This is a genomic window from Ruegeria sp. YTSB088 (genome assembly GCF_059609825.1).
This window is the reverse complement of the sequence record NZ_JBXWMM010000002.1, coordinates 32,854-46,866: the sequence shown is the minus strand read 5'-3', so window position 1 is coordinate 46,866 and position 14,013 is coordinate 32,854. Positions and strand designations below refer to the sequence as shown.

General features: G+C 59.5%; 16 protein-coding genes. 1 reads left to right on the top strand and 15 read right to left on the bottom strand.

What is annotated here, in order from left to right:
• Window positions 1-9: 9 nt before the first annotated feature.
• The 14 genes from AC2FFA_RS03105 to AC2FFA_RS03040 all read right to left on the bottom strand — a co-directional run bounded on the left by AC2FFA_RS03105 (window position 10) and on the right by AC2FFA_RS03040 (window position 12,051).
• Window positions 10-1,149 carry an NADH-quinone oxidoreductase subunit E gene (locus tag AC2FFA_RS03105; protein ID WP_496849892.1) on the bottom strand — a complete coding sequence of 380 codons (1,140 nt, stop codon included), beginning with the start codon at window positions 1,147-1,149 and terminating at the stop codon, window positions 10-12.
• Complete coding sequence (locus tag AC2FFA_RS03100) at window positions 1,149-2,372, bottom strand: NADH-quinone oxidoreductase subunit D (RefSeq protein WP_496719205.1); 1,224 nt, start codon at window positions 2,370-2,372, stop codon at window positions 1,149-1,151. Before AC2FFA_RS03100 ends, AC2FFA_RS03105 begins: the two co-directional genes overlap by 1 nt.
• The gene (locus AC2FFA_RS03095) at window positions 2,372-2,494 is read right to left on the bottom strand and encodes a hypothetical protein (RefSeq protein WP_256367742.1); all 123 of its coding nucleotides are present in this window, start codon (window positions 2,492-2,494) and stop codon (window positions 2,372-2,374) included. The genes AC2FFA_RS03100 and AC2FFA_RS03095 overlap by 1 nt, the downstream gene beginning before the upstream one ends.
• 1 nt (window position 2,495) lies before the next feature.
• A complete protein-coding gene (locus AC2FFA_RS03090; RefSeq protein WP_010442775.1) occupies window positions 2,496-2,669 on the bottom strand; it encodes a hypothetical protein in 174 nt (57 codons plus the stop codon).
• A complete protein-coding gene (locus tag AC2FFA_RS03085; RefSeq protein WP_496849889.1) occupies window positions 2,669-3,274 on the bottom strand; it encodes an NADH-quinone oxidoreductase subunit C in 606 nt (201 codons plus the stop codon). Before AC2FFA_RS03085 ends, AC2FFA_RS03090 begins: the two co-directional genes overlap by 1 nt.
• Window positions 3,275-3,285: 11 nt before the next feature.
• On the bottom strand, window positions 3,286-3,819 hold the full coding sequence (locus AC2FFA_RS03080) for a NuoB/complex I 20 kDa subunit family protein (protein WP_010442777.1): 534 nt from the start codon (window positions 3,817-3,819) through the stop codon (window positions 3,286-3,288).
• Window positions 3,810-4,175, bottom strand: coding sequence for an NADH-quinone oxidoreductase subunit A (locus AC2FFA_RS03075; protein ID WP_050602775.1), 366 nt, complete (start codon window positions 4,173-4,175; stop codon window positions 3,810-3,812). Before AC2FFA_RS03075 ends, AC2FFA_RS03080 begins: the two co-directional genes overlap by 10 nt.
• Before the next feature lie 194 nt (window positions 4,176-4,369).
• Window positions 4,370-5,152, bottom strand: coding sequence for a crotonase/enoyl-CoA hydratase family protein (locus AC2FFA_RS03070; RefSeq protein ID WP_496849887.1), 783 nt, complete (start codon window positions 5,150-5,152; stop codon window positions 4,370-4,372).
• A gap of 1 nt (window position 5,153) precedes the next feature.
• Window positions 5,154-6,005, bottom strand: coding sequence for a hydroxymethylglutaryl-CoA lyase (locus AC2FFA_RS03065; RefSeq protein WP_496849885.1), 852 nt, complete (start codon window positions 6,003-6,005; stop codon window positions 5,154-5,156).
• A 78-nt stretch (window positions 6,006-6,083) separates the two neighbouring features.
• Window positions 6,084-8,018, bottom strand: a complete 1,935-nt coding sequence (locus AC2FFA_RS03060) for an acetyl/propionyl/methylcrotonyl-CoA carboxylase subunit alpha (RefSeq protein WP_496849883.1) — start codon at window positions 8,016-8,018, stop codon at window positions 6,084-6,086.
• A gap of 5 nt (window positions 8,019-8,023) precedes the next feature.
• The gene (locus AC2FFA_RS03055; protein ID WP_496849881.1) at window positions 8,024-8,449 is read right to left on the bottom strand and encodes an ASCH domain-containing protein; all 426 of its coding nucleotides are present in this window, start codon (window positions 8,447-8,449) and stop codon (window positions 8,024-8,026) included.
• A gap of 1 nt (window position 8,450) precedes the next feature.
• A complete protein-coding gene (locus AC2FFA_RS03050) occupies window positions 8,451-10,055 on the bottom strand; it encodes a carboxyl transferase domain-containing protein (RefSeq protein WP_496681290.1) in 1,605 nt (534 codons plus the stop codon).
• Window positions 10,052-10,528: a hypothetical protein gene (locus tag AC2FFA_RS03045; RefSeq protein WP_496681293.1), complete on the bottom strand. Its 477-nt coding sequence runs from the start codon at window positions 10,526-10,528 to the stop codon at window positions 10,052-10,054. The genes AC2FFA_RS03050 and AC2FFA_RS03045 overlap by 4 nt, the downstream gene beginning before the upstream one ends.
• Window positions 10,525-12,051, bottom strand: coding sequence for an AMP-binding protein (locus tag AC2FFA_RS03040; RefSeq protein WP_496849879.1), 1,527 nt, complete (start codon window positions 12,049-12,051; stop codon window positions 10,525-10,527). Before AC2FFA_RS03040 ends, AC2FFA_RS03045 begins: the two co-directional genes overlap by 4 nt.
• Before the next feature lie 136 nt (window positions 12,052-12,187).
• On the opposite strand from AC2FFA_RS03040, the gene AC2FFA_RS03035 reads away from it, so the two are divergent.
• Window positions 12,188-12,790, top strand: coding sequence for an OmpW/AlkL family protein (locus tag AC2FFA_RS03035; RefSeq protein WP_496849877.1), 603 nt, complete (start codon window positions 12,188-12,190; stop codon window positions 12,788-12,790).
• A 54-nt stretch (window positions 12,791-12,844) separates the two neighbouring features.
• Here the strand turns inward: AC2FFA_RS03035 and AC2FFA_RS03030 are convergent, their stop codons facing one another.
• Window positions 12,845-14,008 (bottom strand): isovaleryl-CoA dehydrogenase, encoded by a 1,164-nt coding sequence (locus tag AC2FFA_RS03030; RefSeq protein ID WP_117868389.1) that lies wholly within the window; start codon window positions 14,006-14,008, stop codon window positions 12,845-12,847.
• Window positions 14,009-14,013: the final 5 nt, after the last annotated feature.

Here is a 14,013-nt window from a genome sequence, read left to right as displayed (position 1 = left end):
GGCATCCGTCTAGTTTTTGTACGTGCCCTCAGATTTGGCACGTTTGGCAAATTCGGTCTCTTCACCCGCTGCAAGCTTGGCCGCCTGTTCAATCCAATCATCGCGCTCGATCCGGCCCTTGAATTTCAAACGCGCATCGACCCAGGCCACCTGTTCCGGCGTCCAGGCAGCGATCTGGTCGTAGTGATAGAAACCCAGCTCGTTCAGTATCTGCTCCAGCTTGGGACCGACGCCTTTCAACAGCTTCAGGTCATCTGCCTTGCCGTCGCGTGCAGCGGTCAGGGTCTCTGGCTGATCCTCTTTGACGTCCGCGAGTTTGGCTTCGACGTCCTTCGCAACAGGTTTGGCTTTCGCCTCAGCCGCTTGTTTCACAGCCGGCTTCGGCGCCTCGGGCGATTTCGGAGGTTTCGCAGCAGCCGACGCACCCGCCTGCTTGCCATCCTTACCAAGCCACGGTGTCAGGATCGGAACTTCGGTCCCGTCGATACGCTTGACCGTGTCCCCCAGCTCTGTCGCCAGTTCAACGCTTGCGTTGTATTTCGGCTTGCCGGCTTCATATTCGGACAGGCTGGAAAGCCCTTTCAACGGCTCGGCCGCGTAACGCCCGTTCTGAGGACCGGGCGTCGGCACCTTGCCCGCCACCAGATCGTCGATGATCCTGCCAAAGCTCTCGGCCGTCAGATCCTCGTAGTAATCCTTGCCGATTTGCGCCATCGGCGCGTTGGTGCACGAGCCGAGGCATTCCACCTCTTCCCAGCTCAGCTTGCCATCGGCAGAAAGTGCATGTGCCTTCGCCGCAATCTTTTCCTTACAGACCGCGATCAGATCTTCGGCCCCGCAGATCATGCAGGAAGTCGTGCCGCAGACCTGAATATGCGCCACCGAGCCAACCGGTTGAAGCTGGAACATGAAGTAGAACGAGGCAACCTCAAGCACACGGATATAGGCCATGCCCAGCATATCTGCGACGGATTCAATCGCCGGACGGCTCAACCAGCCCTCTTGTTCTTGCGCGCGCCACAGCAGCGGGATGACCGCGCTGGCCTGACGCCCCTCGGGGTATTTGGTGATCTGCGCTTCGGCCCATTGCTGGTTGGCAGCGGTGAAGGCAAAGCTTACGGGTTGTTCGGGATGAAGACGGCGGAGCATTAGCGGTCAATCTCTCCAAATACGACATCCATGGTGCCGATGATGGCGGCGACGTCGGCCAGCTGGTGGCCCTTGGCGACGTAATCCATGGCTTGCAGGTGCAGGAAACCCGGTGCGCGCAGCTTGGCGCGGTAGGGTTTGTTGGTGCCGTCGGCGACCAGATAGACGCCGAACTCGCCCTTGGGGGCTTCGACAGCGGCGTAAACTTCACCTGCGGGGACGTGGAAGCCTTCGGTGTACAGCTTGAAGTGATGGATCAGGCTTTCCATCGAGGTCTTCATGTCCGACCGTTTCGGCGGGGTGATCTTGCCTCGGGCCAGAACGTCACCGGGGCAGTCGCGGATTTTGACGATGGCCTGCTGGATGATCAGCAGTGATTGGCGCATCTCTTCCATGCGCACCAGATAGCGATCATAGCAGTCGCCGTTCTTGCCGACGGGAATCTGGAACTCGAACTCGTCATAGCATTCATAGGGCTGCGCGCGGCGCAAATCCCATGCCAGACCGGATCCGCGCACCATCACGCCCGAGAAGCCGTATTTCTGGATGTCATCTTCGGTCACGACGCCAATATCGGCGTTGCGCTGTTTGAAGATGCGGTTTTCGGTCAGCAGACCGTCAATGTCGTCCAGAACGGTGGGGAATTCGTGGCTCCATGCCTCGATATCGTCCAGCAGTTCCGGCGGCAGATCCTGATGAACACCACCGGGGCGGAAATAGGCCGCGTGCAGGCGGGCGCCACAGGCACGCTCATAGAACACCATCAGCTTTTCACGCTCTTCAAAACCCCAGAGCGGCGGGGTCAATGCGCCCACGTCCATAGCCTGCGTGGTCACGTTCAGCAGGTGGTTCAGGATGCGTCCGATTTCGGAATACAGAACCCGGATCAGCGAGCCCCGGCGCGGCACCTCGACCCCGGTCAGCTTTTCGATGGCCAGGCACCAGGCATGTTCCTGGTTCATCGGCGCCACATAATCCAACCGGTCGAAATACGGCAGGTTCTGAAGATAGGTCCGGCTTTCCATCAGCTTTTCGGTGCCACGGTGCAGCAGGCCGATATGCGGATCGCAGCGTTCGACGATCTCACCGTCCAGTTCCAGCACAAGACGCAGAACCCCGTGCGCCGCAGGGTGTTGCGGGCCGAAGTTAATGTTGAAATTGCGGATCTTCTGTTCTCCGCTCAGCGCGTCCGTGCTGCCGTCATCGTATCTTGAGCCGTCCATCAACGCCCTCGTTTCTTTTTCGCATCGGCCCGAACCCGAACCTTTTCCGCCTCGGCGGCCTTGGCTGCGGCCCCCGCCAGCAGAACCCCCAACGCGCCCAGAATGATCAACTCACCCATCATCTCAGCGGCGCTCCAACTCTTGCAGTTTCAGCCCGACCCACCACAGCAAGGCTATCGTGCCAAAGGGAACCAGACACAGCAGGCACCAGTATTTGTTGATCCCGAAGAACGGCAAAATCTTCACCATCGGAATGATGGTCAGCGCAGACAGGATCAGCCACCAGATGCCACCCATTATTCGGTCTCCTGTTTCTCATCCCCCGGCAGAATGTAGTTCGCACCCTCCCACGGGGACATGAAATCAAACTGTCGGTATTCCTGCACCAGGCTGACCGGCTCGTAGACCACGCGCTTTTGCGCCTCATCATAGCGCACTTCGGTATAGCCGGTGGTCGGGAAATCCTTGCGCAGTGGGTAACCACGGAACCCATAGTCGGTCAGGATGCGCCGCAGGTCCGGATGGCCCGAGAACAAGATGCCGAACATGTCGAACACCTCACGCTCGAACCAATTGGCCGAGGGGTGCACGTCAACGATCGACGGCACCATGTCGTCTTCACGGATCGAGACCCGCAGCCGGATGCGCTGGTTCTGGTACATCGACAGGAAGTGATACACCACGTCGAACCGCTTGGCCCGTTCGGGGTAATCCACGCCGGTGATATCCACCAGCGTCGAGAATTGGCAGTTCTGGTCGGATTTCAGGAATTCGACGAATTCCACGAGATTCGACGGTGCCACGTCCACGTTCAGTTCGCCGTGGGTTACGTCCCATGACAGAACACAATCAGACCGTTTCAGCTCCAACTGTGTGCCGAGTTCCTTGAGTGCTTCGCTCATCAGCTCTCTCCTCAGCGGACAATTGTGCCGGTACGGCGGATTTTGCGCTGCAGCTGCATCAGGCCATACAACAACGCCTCAGCCGTCGGGGGGCAGCCGGGCACGTAGATGTCCACAGGAACAACCCGGTCACATCCACGCACGACGGAATAAGAATAGTGGTAATACCCACCGCCATTCGCGCAGGAGCCCATCGAGATCACATAGCGTGGCTCAGGCATCTGGTCATAGACCTTGCGCAAAGCCGGGGCCATCTTGTTGGTCAGTGTTCCTGCCACGATCATCACATCCGACTGGCGCGGAGACGCCCGAGGCGCGATACCAAACCGTTCTGCATCATAACGTGGCATAGAGGTATGCATCATCTCAACCGCGCAGCAGGCCAGACCAAAGGTCATCCAATGCAGCGAGCCAGTGCGCGCCCAGTTGATGATGTCTTCGGTCGAGGTCAGCAGAAAACCTTTGTCCTGCAACTCGGCGTTCAGGGCCTGGGTGGCGACTTCCTTGTCGACACCGGCAGTGTTGGCACCTGTCATCACTCCCATTCCAGCGCCCCCTTCTTCCATTCATAGGCAAAGCCGATGGTCAGAACGCCCAGGAACACCATCATGGACCAGAACCCGACATCGCTGATGTCCTTGAAGCCCACGGCCCAGGGAAACAGGAAAGCAATTTCCAGATCGAAGATGATGAACAGAATCGAGACCAGATAGAATCGGACGTCGAATTTCATCCGCGCGTCGTCGAAGGCATTGAAACCACATTCATATGCGCTGACCTTTTCGGGGTCGGGATTGCGGACGGCCAGTACGACGGCGGCCAGGATCAAGACGATCCCAAGGCCCACGGCAACGGCCAGAAACACCAGAATCGGGAGGTACTCCCGCAGCAGGTCTTCCACGAATAGCTCCTTTCCTGCGCACGCATCTTGTCGGGTGCGCCGTCAATTGGCATGTTGACTGGACATTCTCTATCCCTGCGGGGTCAGAGGGTCAACCGAACACAGCCCCCTTCGCAATCAAACCTGCGCTTGACAGCGCGGCATAGAATCGCAGTACCAGCGTTTGGCTTTGGCTTGGCGGAAACTGGTAAAACCTACTTATTCCATGCAGGTTTTCGTTTTTCAAAAAACGCCGCGATCCCTTCGCGTGCCTCTTGTGTTTCCCACCGTTCGACCAGCTCGCCTATGGTCTGATCGATCACGGCATCGTCGATGCGCGGACCCAGAGAGCGTACCAGCGCCTTGGCAGAGGCAACCGCCCCGGGCGCGCAAGACAAATAGGGGCGAATTTCGTCTTCAACCGCGTCCGAAAGCCGATCTGCCGAAACGGTTTTCGCCAGCAGGCCCAGATCAACGGACTCGGAAGCATCGAACAAACGAGCTGACATGAACACCCAGCGCGCGCGGGCTTCGCCCATGCGGGCGACGACATAGGGGCCAATTGTTGCGGGGATCAGCCCCAGGCGCGTTTCGGTCAACCCCATTGTCAGAATGTCGACCCCAATCGCGACATCGCACACGGCTGCCATTCCCACACCACCACCGAAGGCATTGCCCTGCAACGCCCCGATCAAAGGCTTTGGCATTGTGTTCAGAGCCTGCAACATCTCGGCCAGCTTGCGCGCCTCGACAAAACGCGTCTTTTTGTCGGCCGCCATCTGGTCCTGCATCCATCCCAGATCACCGCCGGCGCAGAACGTCTTTCCCGCCGCTGCCAGAACGACCACTCGGACAGTGTCATCCTGACCCAGTTGTGATGCAGCCTCGGTCAATTCAGTGATCATTTGCCCCGACATGGCGTTGTGTTTTTCCGGCCGGTTCAGAGTGAGCGTGGCGACACCACGCACATCTGTCGAGATCGTGATCGTTTCAAACATGTCAGCCCCTCAAAGCCCTGGCCATCTGCGCCGCCTCTTCAATCACGTCGATATCCAGACCGGTTTCGTATCCCAGGCGATGCAAGTGCGCCACAACAGCCTCGGTGGCTACGTTTCCTGCGGCACCCGGGGCGTAGGGGCAACCGCCCAACCCGCCCACGGCTGCGTCAAACACCCGCACACCAAGCGCCAATGCAGCGTCGATATTATCGATCGCACGCCCATTGGTGTCATGAAAATGCCCCGCCAGTCGCGTCACCGGAACCCTCTCGCGAACCGCCAGAAGCATATGCGCGACCTTATCCGGCGTCCCCTGTCCAATCGTGTCGCCCAGTGAAACCTCATAACAGCCCAGCGCAAAAAGCCGATCAGCGACCTCGGCCACTTTTTCGGGCGGAGTCGGACCGTCGTATGGGCAATCCGTCACGCATGAGACATAACCGCGAACAGGCAGGTCGACATGGCGCGCCGCCTCCAGAATCGGCGTAAACCGCTCAATCGACTCGGCGATAGAGGCATTGATATTGGCTTTCGAGAATCCTTCGGAGGCCGAGGCAAACACGGCGATCTCGTCCGCCTTGGCCGCCAGCGCATCGCCATATCCATGCATGTTCGGCGTCAGCGCGGCATAGCGCACCCCATCCACTCGGGTGATTCCGCCCAGAACCTGAGCCGATCCCGCCATCTGCGGCACCCATTTCGGAGAGACAAAGCTTGCGACCTCGATCCTGCGGAAACCCGCACGGCTGAGGCAATCGACCAAGGCGATCTTGTCTGACACCGGTATCTCGCGCTTTTCGTTCTGCAGCCCGTCGCGCGGCCCGACCTCGTAGATTTCGACCAGGTCACCCATGTCGCCCCTCCTTCTGGATTGTTGTCGCTTCAAACAAAGATCGTCTGACCTTTGCACGCCGCGTTGCGCGGGTACAGGTCAAGCTTCTTCCTCCAACCTCACCAAGGCAGCCCCGGCTTCGACCTGCGAACCGTCCTCGACCAGCACCTCGGCAACAACCCCGTCCCGCGCCGCAAGCAGAGAATGCTCCATCTTCATCGCTTCCAAAATGGCCAGACGATCACCTTCCTGTACGGTTTGTCCCGCTGTGGCAAAGACGGCTTTGACCAGACCGGGCATAGGAGCCTCGATCACATTGGTGTCGCCTGTGGTGCTGACATCCCGGTCCAGCGGATCGATGATGTCGAAGCTCTGACCGTAGTTGGTGAAAACCGTCAGTGTCCCATTGTTTGCAGCAACGCGAGGCATTTGCCTACCGTTCAACGCCCATCGCCCGGCGGCACGTTCCGCAACAACGCGATCCTCGCCAATCTGCCAAATCTGGCGATCCGGCCCGTCGACCTGCACGTCCAACTTCAGCACTTCATCGTTACTGGACAGTTGCACAGCGCGATGCAGCGGCGCCCAGAGAGAAAACCCGGTTTCCGGGTCGACATCCACAAGATCCAGTGCAGTCATCGCAGCTGCGACTGCCGTTGCAACCGATGGCTCAGGTTCCTGTACCAACGCTTCGATATCTCGACCGATAAGCCCCGTATCGACATCGCCCGAGGCAAATCCTTCGTGACGCGTCAACGCGCCCAGAAAAGCCAGATTTGTGACAGTACCTGCAACTTCAGTCTGTTGCAGCACCCGGTTCAACGTCTCAAGCGCGACGGCGCGTGTCGATCCATGCACCACTACTTTGGCGATCATCGGGTCATACCACGGGCTGATCGTGTCCCCGGCGCGAACGCCGCTATCGGCGCGACAATTGGCAGGGAAAACCAGATGAGTCAGCGTTCCCGTCGCTGGCAGGAACCCTTTCGGAACGTCCTCGGCATAAAGCCGGGCCTCAAATGCATGGCCGGAGATCGCCAGATCATCCTGTTTTTTGGGAAGGTTTTCGCCTGAGGCTACGCGCAACTGCCATTCGACCAGATCAATGCCTGTGATGGCCTCTGTTACCGGGTGTTCCACCTGCAGGCGCGTGTTCATCTCCATGAACCAGAACCTGTCGGGGCGCAGCCCGTCAGAGGCATCAACGATGAACTCGACCGTGCCAGCGCCTTTATAGCCGATCGCCTCGGCGGCACGAACGCCCGCCTGCCCCATGGCCTCACGCATTTCGAATGTCATACCCGGGGCCGGGGCTTCTTCGATCACCTTCTGGTGGCGGCGTTGCAACGAGCAGTCGCGTTCAAACAGATGTACCGCATGCGTACCATCGCCAAAGACCTGAACCTCGATATGACGGGGCTTGGCCACGAATTTCTCCACCAACACGGCATCATTGCCGAAGGCGGTCCGGGCCTCACCCCGCGCGCTGTCCAGCGCGGCCGCGAAGTCCTCCGGTTTCTCGACCAGCCGCATCCCCTTGCCGCCGCCGCCTGCGACGGCCTTGATCAGAACCGGATAGCCTATCGTGTCCGCCGCACCTGCCAGATGTTCGGGGTCTTGATTGTCCCCGTGATAGCCTGGCACGACTGGCACGCCGGCCTGCTCCATCAACACCTTGGCCGCGTCCTTGAGGCCCATCTTGCGGATCGCATCCGCCGAGGGGCCGATAAAGGTCAGACCCGCAGCCTGAACCGCATCCACGAAACCGGGGTTTTCTGAAAGAAACCCATAGCCCGGATGGATCGCCTGTGCGCCGGTATCCAGCGCCGCCCGTATGATCACATCGCCCTTCAAATAGCTATCTGCCGGGGCGGGACCGCCAATATGAACCGCCTCGTCCGCCATCTGAACATGTTTAGCCGCCGCGTCCGCATCGGAATAGACAGCAACGCAGGACACGCCCAACTTCTGAGCCGTCTCCATCACCCGGCAGGCGATCTCACCCCGGTTGGCAATCAGGATTTTACTGAACATGTCTTTCACCCTTCCACTGCCAGATCTTCGACGAGACGGAACCGTTCGCACACGAGTTTCATCTCGGGATCAAAGCCGCCGTTTCGTTGGAAATAACGGCGATGATCTTCCCGCCATCCTTCAAGCGTTTCATTCTCACCTTCAGCCAAAGCGAATTCCTCGGTCACATCACAATAACGCTGGATCGAGACATCGACGGTTTCAATGACCAAAGCCGGTGTGTCATCCCAGTTCAGCGCAATATCGCGTCGACCGAGCTTCGGCATTTCTGGACTGCCGTCTGGATAGTTGCAGAGCGCGTCGCAGGTCGCTGTTTTACGGCCAGAACGGACCAAAGCCAGAAGCTCTGCACTCAGCAAGAGGTTGTCGCCGAATTTGAAGGTTTGCGCACCGGGATAGCGGGCCATGATGTCTTTCAAAATCTCGCTCATCTTACATCCTGAACACGCCGAAACGTGTCTCCTCGATCGGGGCATTCAGAGCGGCGCTCAGCGACAGCGCCAGCACATCGCGGCTTTTACGCGGGTCGATGATGCCGTCATCCCACAGACGGGCCGAGGCATAGAGTGGATGCGACTGTTCCTCGAACATATCCAGCGTCGGGCGTTTGAATTCGGCCTCTTCTTCTGCGGACCACGTGCCACCCTGCCGTTCTATCCCGTCGCGCTTGACGGTGGCCAGAACGCCAGCCGCCTGCTCACCACCCATCACCGAAATCCGCGAATTCGGCCAGGTCCACAGGAAGCGCGGCTGATAGGCGCGACCCGCCATGCCATAGTTCCCGGCCCCGAACGAGCCACCGACCAGCATCGTGATCTTGGGCACCGAAGTGGTCGCCACCGCCGTCACCATCTTGGCCCCATGCCGCGCGATCCCCTCGTTTTCGTATTTCCTGCCCACCATGAACCCGGTGATGTTTTGCAGGAACACAAGCGGGATTTTACGTTGCGAACACAGCTCGACAAAATGCGCGCCCTTCTGCGCGGCCTCAGAGAACAGCACACCGTTGTTGGCGATGATGCCGACCGGGCAACCTTTGACATGAGCGAAACCGGTCACCAGTGTCTCGCCAAACCGGGGTTTGAACTCATCGAACCGAGAGCCATCGACCAGACGCGCGATCACCTCGCGGATGTCATAAGGGGTCCGCAGGTCGGCAGGAACAACACCCAGAATCTCGTCGGGATCATAGGCCGGGTCCTCGGGGCTGGCCCAATCCACCGTCTGCGGTTTGCGCAGGTTCAGCGACCCGACCGCGCGACGCGCCAAGGCCAGCGCGTGGGCGTCGTCCTCAGCCAGATAGTCGGCCACGCCGGACAAGCGCGTGTGCACGTCGCCGCCGCCCAGATCTTCGGCGCTGACGACCTCACCGGTCGCAGCCTTGACCAGAGGCGGTCCGGCCAGAAAGATCGTACCCTGCTCTTTCACGATGATCGTCACATCCGACATCGCCGGAACATAGGCCCCGCCCGCCGTGCAGGAGCCCATCACGACAGCGATCTGAGGGATCCCCTTCGCGCTCATCCGAGCCTGATTGTAGAAGATGCGACCAAAGTGATCGCGGTCGGGGAAGACCTCATCCTGATTGGGTAAGTTCGCGCCACCGCTGTCCACCAGATAGATGCACGGCAGATGGTTTTCCTCGGCAATCTCCTGCGCGCGCAGGTGTTTCTTGACCGTCATCGGATAGTAAGTGCCGCCCTTCACGGTGGCGTCGTTGCAGACCACCATGACCTCGCGCCCCTGCACCCGGCCAATCCCCGCGATCACCCCGGCGCAGGGCGCGGCATCTCCATACATCCCGTGCGCCGCCGTCGCCCCGATTTCAAGGAACGGAGACCCCGGGTCCAGCAAGTTCGCCACCCGCCGACGGGGGAGCATCTTGCCCCGCGATTCATGCCGCACGCGGGATTTCTCGCCACCGCCCATGCGGGCCGCTTCGGCAGCCGCAGAGATTTGCGCCAGCGCATCCAGATGGGCCGCGCGGTTTGCCTTGAAGCCCTCAGAGGCGGGCATGGCTTTGGATGTGAGTTTCATTCTGCTTCCAGTCCTCCAGGCGCAACTGACAATCGTTCAAGATCTCTGGCTGCGCTCCATCGCACGATGATGTTAAAAGTCTCGCACATAAATTCTGTCATTTGGGAACAGTCTGGATCGAATTCATCATTTCTGAATTCCTCTAAACGCCGCGGGTAAGACCATTTCCTGAAGCCACTCAAACCTATTACTTGATCAGGCAAGCCCTCCGCTATTGCTTCAGTTTTGGATAGAAGATGAGCGTTTAACTTCTCCATACAGGCGCGCCGTTCCTCGGGCGGATGTCCAAGTTCGCAATAGTCATATGCTGAAGACATACATCGAGTATCCATTTCGTTCGCTATGACCGTGCTGGATAGCGCCGTGCATTTGTCAAACCAAGTTGGGACATCCAGTGTTTCTGTCGTTCCCTGAGCAACAAGCCCGCCGGCGGCACAAAAAGTCAAAACACAAAGTGTCAGCAGTCGTTTCATTCATGAATCTCCCCCGCCGCCCGCGCCTTCAACTCCTTGCGGATCACCTTCCCCGTCACCGTCATCGGCAGCTCCTCCAGAAATGCCACCTCGCGGGGGTATGAATACTGCGCCAGACGGTCCTTGACCCACTCCTGCAACTCGGACTCCAAAACTTCGCCCCCCGGTTTCAGCACCACATAGGCCTTCACGATCTCGGTCCGCAAAGGATCAGGCTTTCCGACCACACCCACCGTTGCCACCGCCGGGTGGGTCAGCAGGCAGTCCTCAATCTCGGCCGGGCCGATCCGGTAGCCAGCGGACGTAATCACGTCGTCATCACGACCGACAAAGCGCAGATAGTCGCCTTCCCAAACGCCACGGTCTCCGGTGATCAACCAGTCGCCCCGGAATTTCTCAGCCGTCGCCTGGGGCCGGTTCCAGTATTCCAGCAGCATGGAGGCCGAGCCGCGTCGGATGGCCACGTCACCCTCTTCACAGGTCGGGTTGCCGTTGTCGTCGATCACTGCAACCTCATGCCCCGGCACCGGTTTCCCAATGCATCCGGGTTGAACGGGGAAATCCTCGGCGCAGGAGGATACGACCATGTTGCATTCGGTCTGACCGTAGAATTCGTTGATCGTCAGACCAAACGCACATTGGCCCCAGGCCAGCATCTCGGCCCCCAGCGGCTCGCCGCCGGACGCCACCGAGCGCAGCCCCGGGATCGCCTGATCCGAAGCCTTGAGCATCCGCAGCGCTGTTGGTGGGAAGAAGACATTCCGCACCCCGCCCCGCGCAATAATCTCGGTGCAGGCTTCGGGGGTGAATTTCTCAAGACGTGCCGCGACAACCGGGATGCCCAGCGCAAGGCCCGGCATCAGCACATCGAACAACCCACCGATCCACGCCCAATCCGCCGGGGTCCATAGGCAATCCCCCTCGCGCAGGTGATTGTGGCTGATCGAGACGCCCGGCAGATGCCCGGTCAGAACCCGGTGCCCATGCAGCGCGCCCTTCGGGCTGCCCGTGGTGCCTGAGGTATAGATCAATACAGCCGGATCTTCAGGCCCGGTCGCCGCAAACGGCACAGCCGGACCCGCCTCGCCAATTTCGGATGCAATCAGAGGTTCGGCCAGATCGCCCAGCAGATCCGCCCCTTCGGCATCGGTCAGCACGATCTGAACGCCTGCATCGCCAGCCCGCGACCGCAGTGCATCCTGCTTGAACAACTTGAACAAGGGCACCGAAATCGCGCCGATCTTCCAGATCGCCAAATGAGCTGCCGCGCACCAGGAAGACTGGCTCAGCAGCACTCCGACCCGATCACCGGGCCGGGCGCGGGCCAGCAGGGCGCGGGCGATCCCATCAGCCATCTGTGCCAGTTGCCCATAGGTTATCAGCCGCCGCTCCGATCCGGTCAGATCGATAAGCGCCACCTGATCGGCCGGATGGTTCAGACATTGCTGCGCCATGTTCAGCCGGTCCGGTATGTCCCAGCCTCCTTCTGAGCGCAAACCCGGTATGCGTTCAGCGTGCAGCATCGCGAATTCCCCTTGTTTTCCTGATGCTTCGCGACGTGATCTTGGGCGGACGCATCACGCAAACTTGATGCAGATCAGAGTCGTCGGACACCGCGTTTGCGAAACGAAGAGCATCAACATAACCAAAGGCAAGAATATGACAAAGAAACTCGCCGCTTTGACACTGTCTACTGCACTGGTCGCCCTGGCGGCTCCGGCTTTGGCCCAGTCGCAAGGGGACTGGACGCTGGGTATCGGTGTTGGCTATCTGGACCCGAAATCCGACAACGGCACGTTGGCTGGTGCGGCAGCGACGATCGACGCGGACACCCGCCCGATTTTCACCGCAGAGTACTTTATTCGCGACAACCTGGGTATCGAGCTTCTGGCAGCGACCCCGTTCAAACACACCGTGGCCCTTGGCGGTATGGACGCAGCCACGGTCAAGCAGTTGCCGCCCACCCTGTCGCTGAACTATCACTTCGCGACCAACAGCGCCTGGAAACCCTATGTCGGTGCCGGCCTCAACTATACGATCTTCTTCGACGAGCAATCGCCCCTGGGTAACATCAAGGTCGATGACTCCTTCGGCGTCTCGTTGCAGGCCGGTCTGGATTACATGGTCACCGACAACGGGGCGATCCGCCTGAACGTGCGCTGGTTCGACATTGACTCGGACGTCTCGCTCAACGGCGCTCCCATCGGCACCGCGGAAATCGATCCCTGGCTGGTCGGTGTTTCCTACGTCCATCGGTTCTGATCCCGTCTCCAAAACGCCCTGCGGTTTCCTCATCCGCAGGGCGATTTTTTGCTCTCAGAGCATTTCATTCATCATTTCGCGGCCGATCAGCATCCGGCGAATCTCGCTGGTGCCTGCGCCGATTTCCATGAGCTTGGCATCCCGGAAAATCCGGCTGACCGGCGCATCCGACAGGAAACCCGCCCCGCCCAGCGCCTGAACCGCCTGATGGGCCTGAACCATCGCCTGTTCCGACGCGTAAAGGCAGCACGCCGCCGCATCCTGCCGGGTCACATCGCCCCGATCACAGGCTTTGGCCACCTCGTAGACATAGGCCCGCGCCGAATTCATCGCGGTGTACATGTCGGCAATCTTGCCCTGCATCAACTGAAAGCTGCCGATGGGTCTGCCGAACTGCTTGCGCTCAGCCACATAGGGCATCACTTCGTCCAGGCAAGCGGCCATGATGCCGGTCCCGATGCCGGCCAGCACGACCCGTTCATAATCCAGCCCCGACATAAGCACGGCCACACCCTTGCCCTCTTCGCCCAACACGTTCTCGAACGGGACCTCTACGTCTTCAAAGATAAGCTCAGCCGTGTTCGATCCGCGCATACCCAGCTTGTCGAAATGGGGCGAGGTCGAAAAACCCTTCATCTCTTTTTCGATCAGAAATGCCGTGATGCCCTTCGATCCGGCATCGGGATTCGTCTTGGCATAAACCACCAGAGTATCCGCGTCCGGTCCATTGGTGATCCAGTATTTATTGCCATTCAAGCGGTAATGGTCGTTACGCTTTTCAGCGCGCAGCTTCATCGACACCACATCCGACCCGGCCGAGGGCTCTGACATTGCCAGCGCCCCTACATGCTCACCGGAAATCAAGCGTGGCAGGTATTTCTGCTTCTGCTCGTCGGTGCCGTTCAGCTTGATCTGGTTCACGCACAGGTTGGAATGAGCCCCGTATGACAAGGAAACCGAGGCCGATGCACGCGCAACCTCTTCCACGGCAATCGTATGCGCCAGATAAGACATGCCTGCACCGCCATACTCTTCAGGCACGGTGACACCCAACAGACCAAGCTCTCCCATCTCTTTCCACAGCTCGTTCGGAAAGGCATTCGTGGCGTCGATCTCAACCGCCATCGGCTTGACACGCTCCTGCGCCCAGCGATGCACCATCTCGCGTAGGGCATTCACATCCTCACCCAGATCGAACTTCATCGTGGCCATGAACATCTGCG

Coding starts and splice junctions, on each gene's coding strand:
- AC2FFA_RS03100 (WP_496719205.1), bottom strand. CDS start 2,372: ATGGACGGCTCAAGATACGATGACGGCAGCACGGACGCGCTGAGCGGA.
- AC2FFA_RS03065 (WP_496849885.1), bottom strand. CDS start 6,005: ATGGGTGACCTGGTCGAAATCTACGAGGTCGGGCCGCGCGACGGGCTG.
- AC2FFA_RS03080 (WP_010442777.1), bottom strand. CDS start 3,819: ATGGGAGTGATGACAGGTGCCAACACTGCCGGTGTCGACAAGGAAGTC.
- AC2FFA_RS03030 (WP_117868389.1), bottom strand. CDS start 14,008: ATGTTCATGGCCACGATGAAGTTCGATCTGGGTGAGGATGTGAATGCC.
- AC2FFA_RS03035 (WP_496849877.1), top strand. CDS start 12,188: ATGACAAAGAAACTCGCCGCTTTGACACTGTCTACTGCACTGGTCGCC.
- AC2FFA_RS03060 (WP_496849883.1), bottom strand. CDS start 8,018: ATGTTCAGTAAAATCCTGATTGCCAACCGGGGTGAGATCGCCTGCCGG.
- AC2FFA_RS03040 (WP_496849879.1), bottom strand. CDS start 12,051: ATGCTGCACGCTGAACGCATACCGGGTTTGCGCTCAGAAGGAGGCTGG.
- AC2FFA_RS03050 (WP_496681290.1), bottom strand. CDS start 10,055: ATGAAACTCACATCCAAAGCCATGCCCGCCTCTGAGGGCTTCAAGGCA.
- AC2FFA_RS03085 (WP_496849889.1), bottom strand. CDS start 3,274: ATGAGCGAAGCACTCAAGGAACTCGGCACACAGTTGGAGCTGAAACGG.
- AC2FFA_RS03095 (WP_256367742.1), bottom strand. CDS start 2,494: ATGATGGGTGAGTTGATCATTCTGGGCGCGTTGGGGGTTCTGCTGGCG.
- AC2FFA_RS03055 (WP_496849881.1), bottom strand. CDS start 8,449: ATGAGCGAGATTTTGAAAGACATCATGGCCCGCTATCCCGGTGCGCAA.
- AC2FFA_RS03045 (WP_496681293.1), bottom strand. CDS start 10,528: ATGAAACGACTGCTGACACTTTGTGTTTTGACTTTTTGTGCCGCCGGC.
- AC2FFA_RS03090 (WP_010442775.1), bottom strand. CDS start 2,669: ATGGGTGGCATCTGGTGGCTGATCCTGTCTGCGCTGACCATCATTCCG.
- AC2FFA_RS03070 (WP_496849887.1), bottom strand. CDS start 5,152: ATGTTTGAAACGATCACGATCTCGACAGATGTGCGTGGTGTCGCCACG.
- AC2FFA_RS03105 (WP_496849892.1), bottom strand. CDS start 1,149: ATGCTCCGCCGTCTTCATCCCGAACAACCCGTAAGCTTTGCCTTCACC.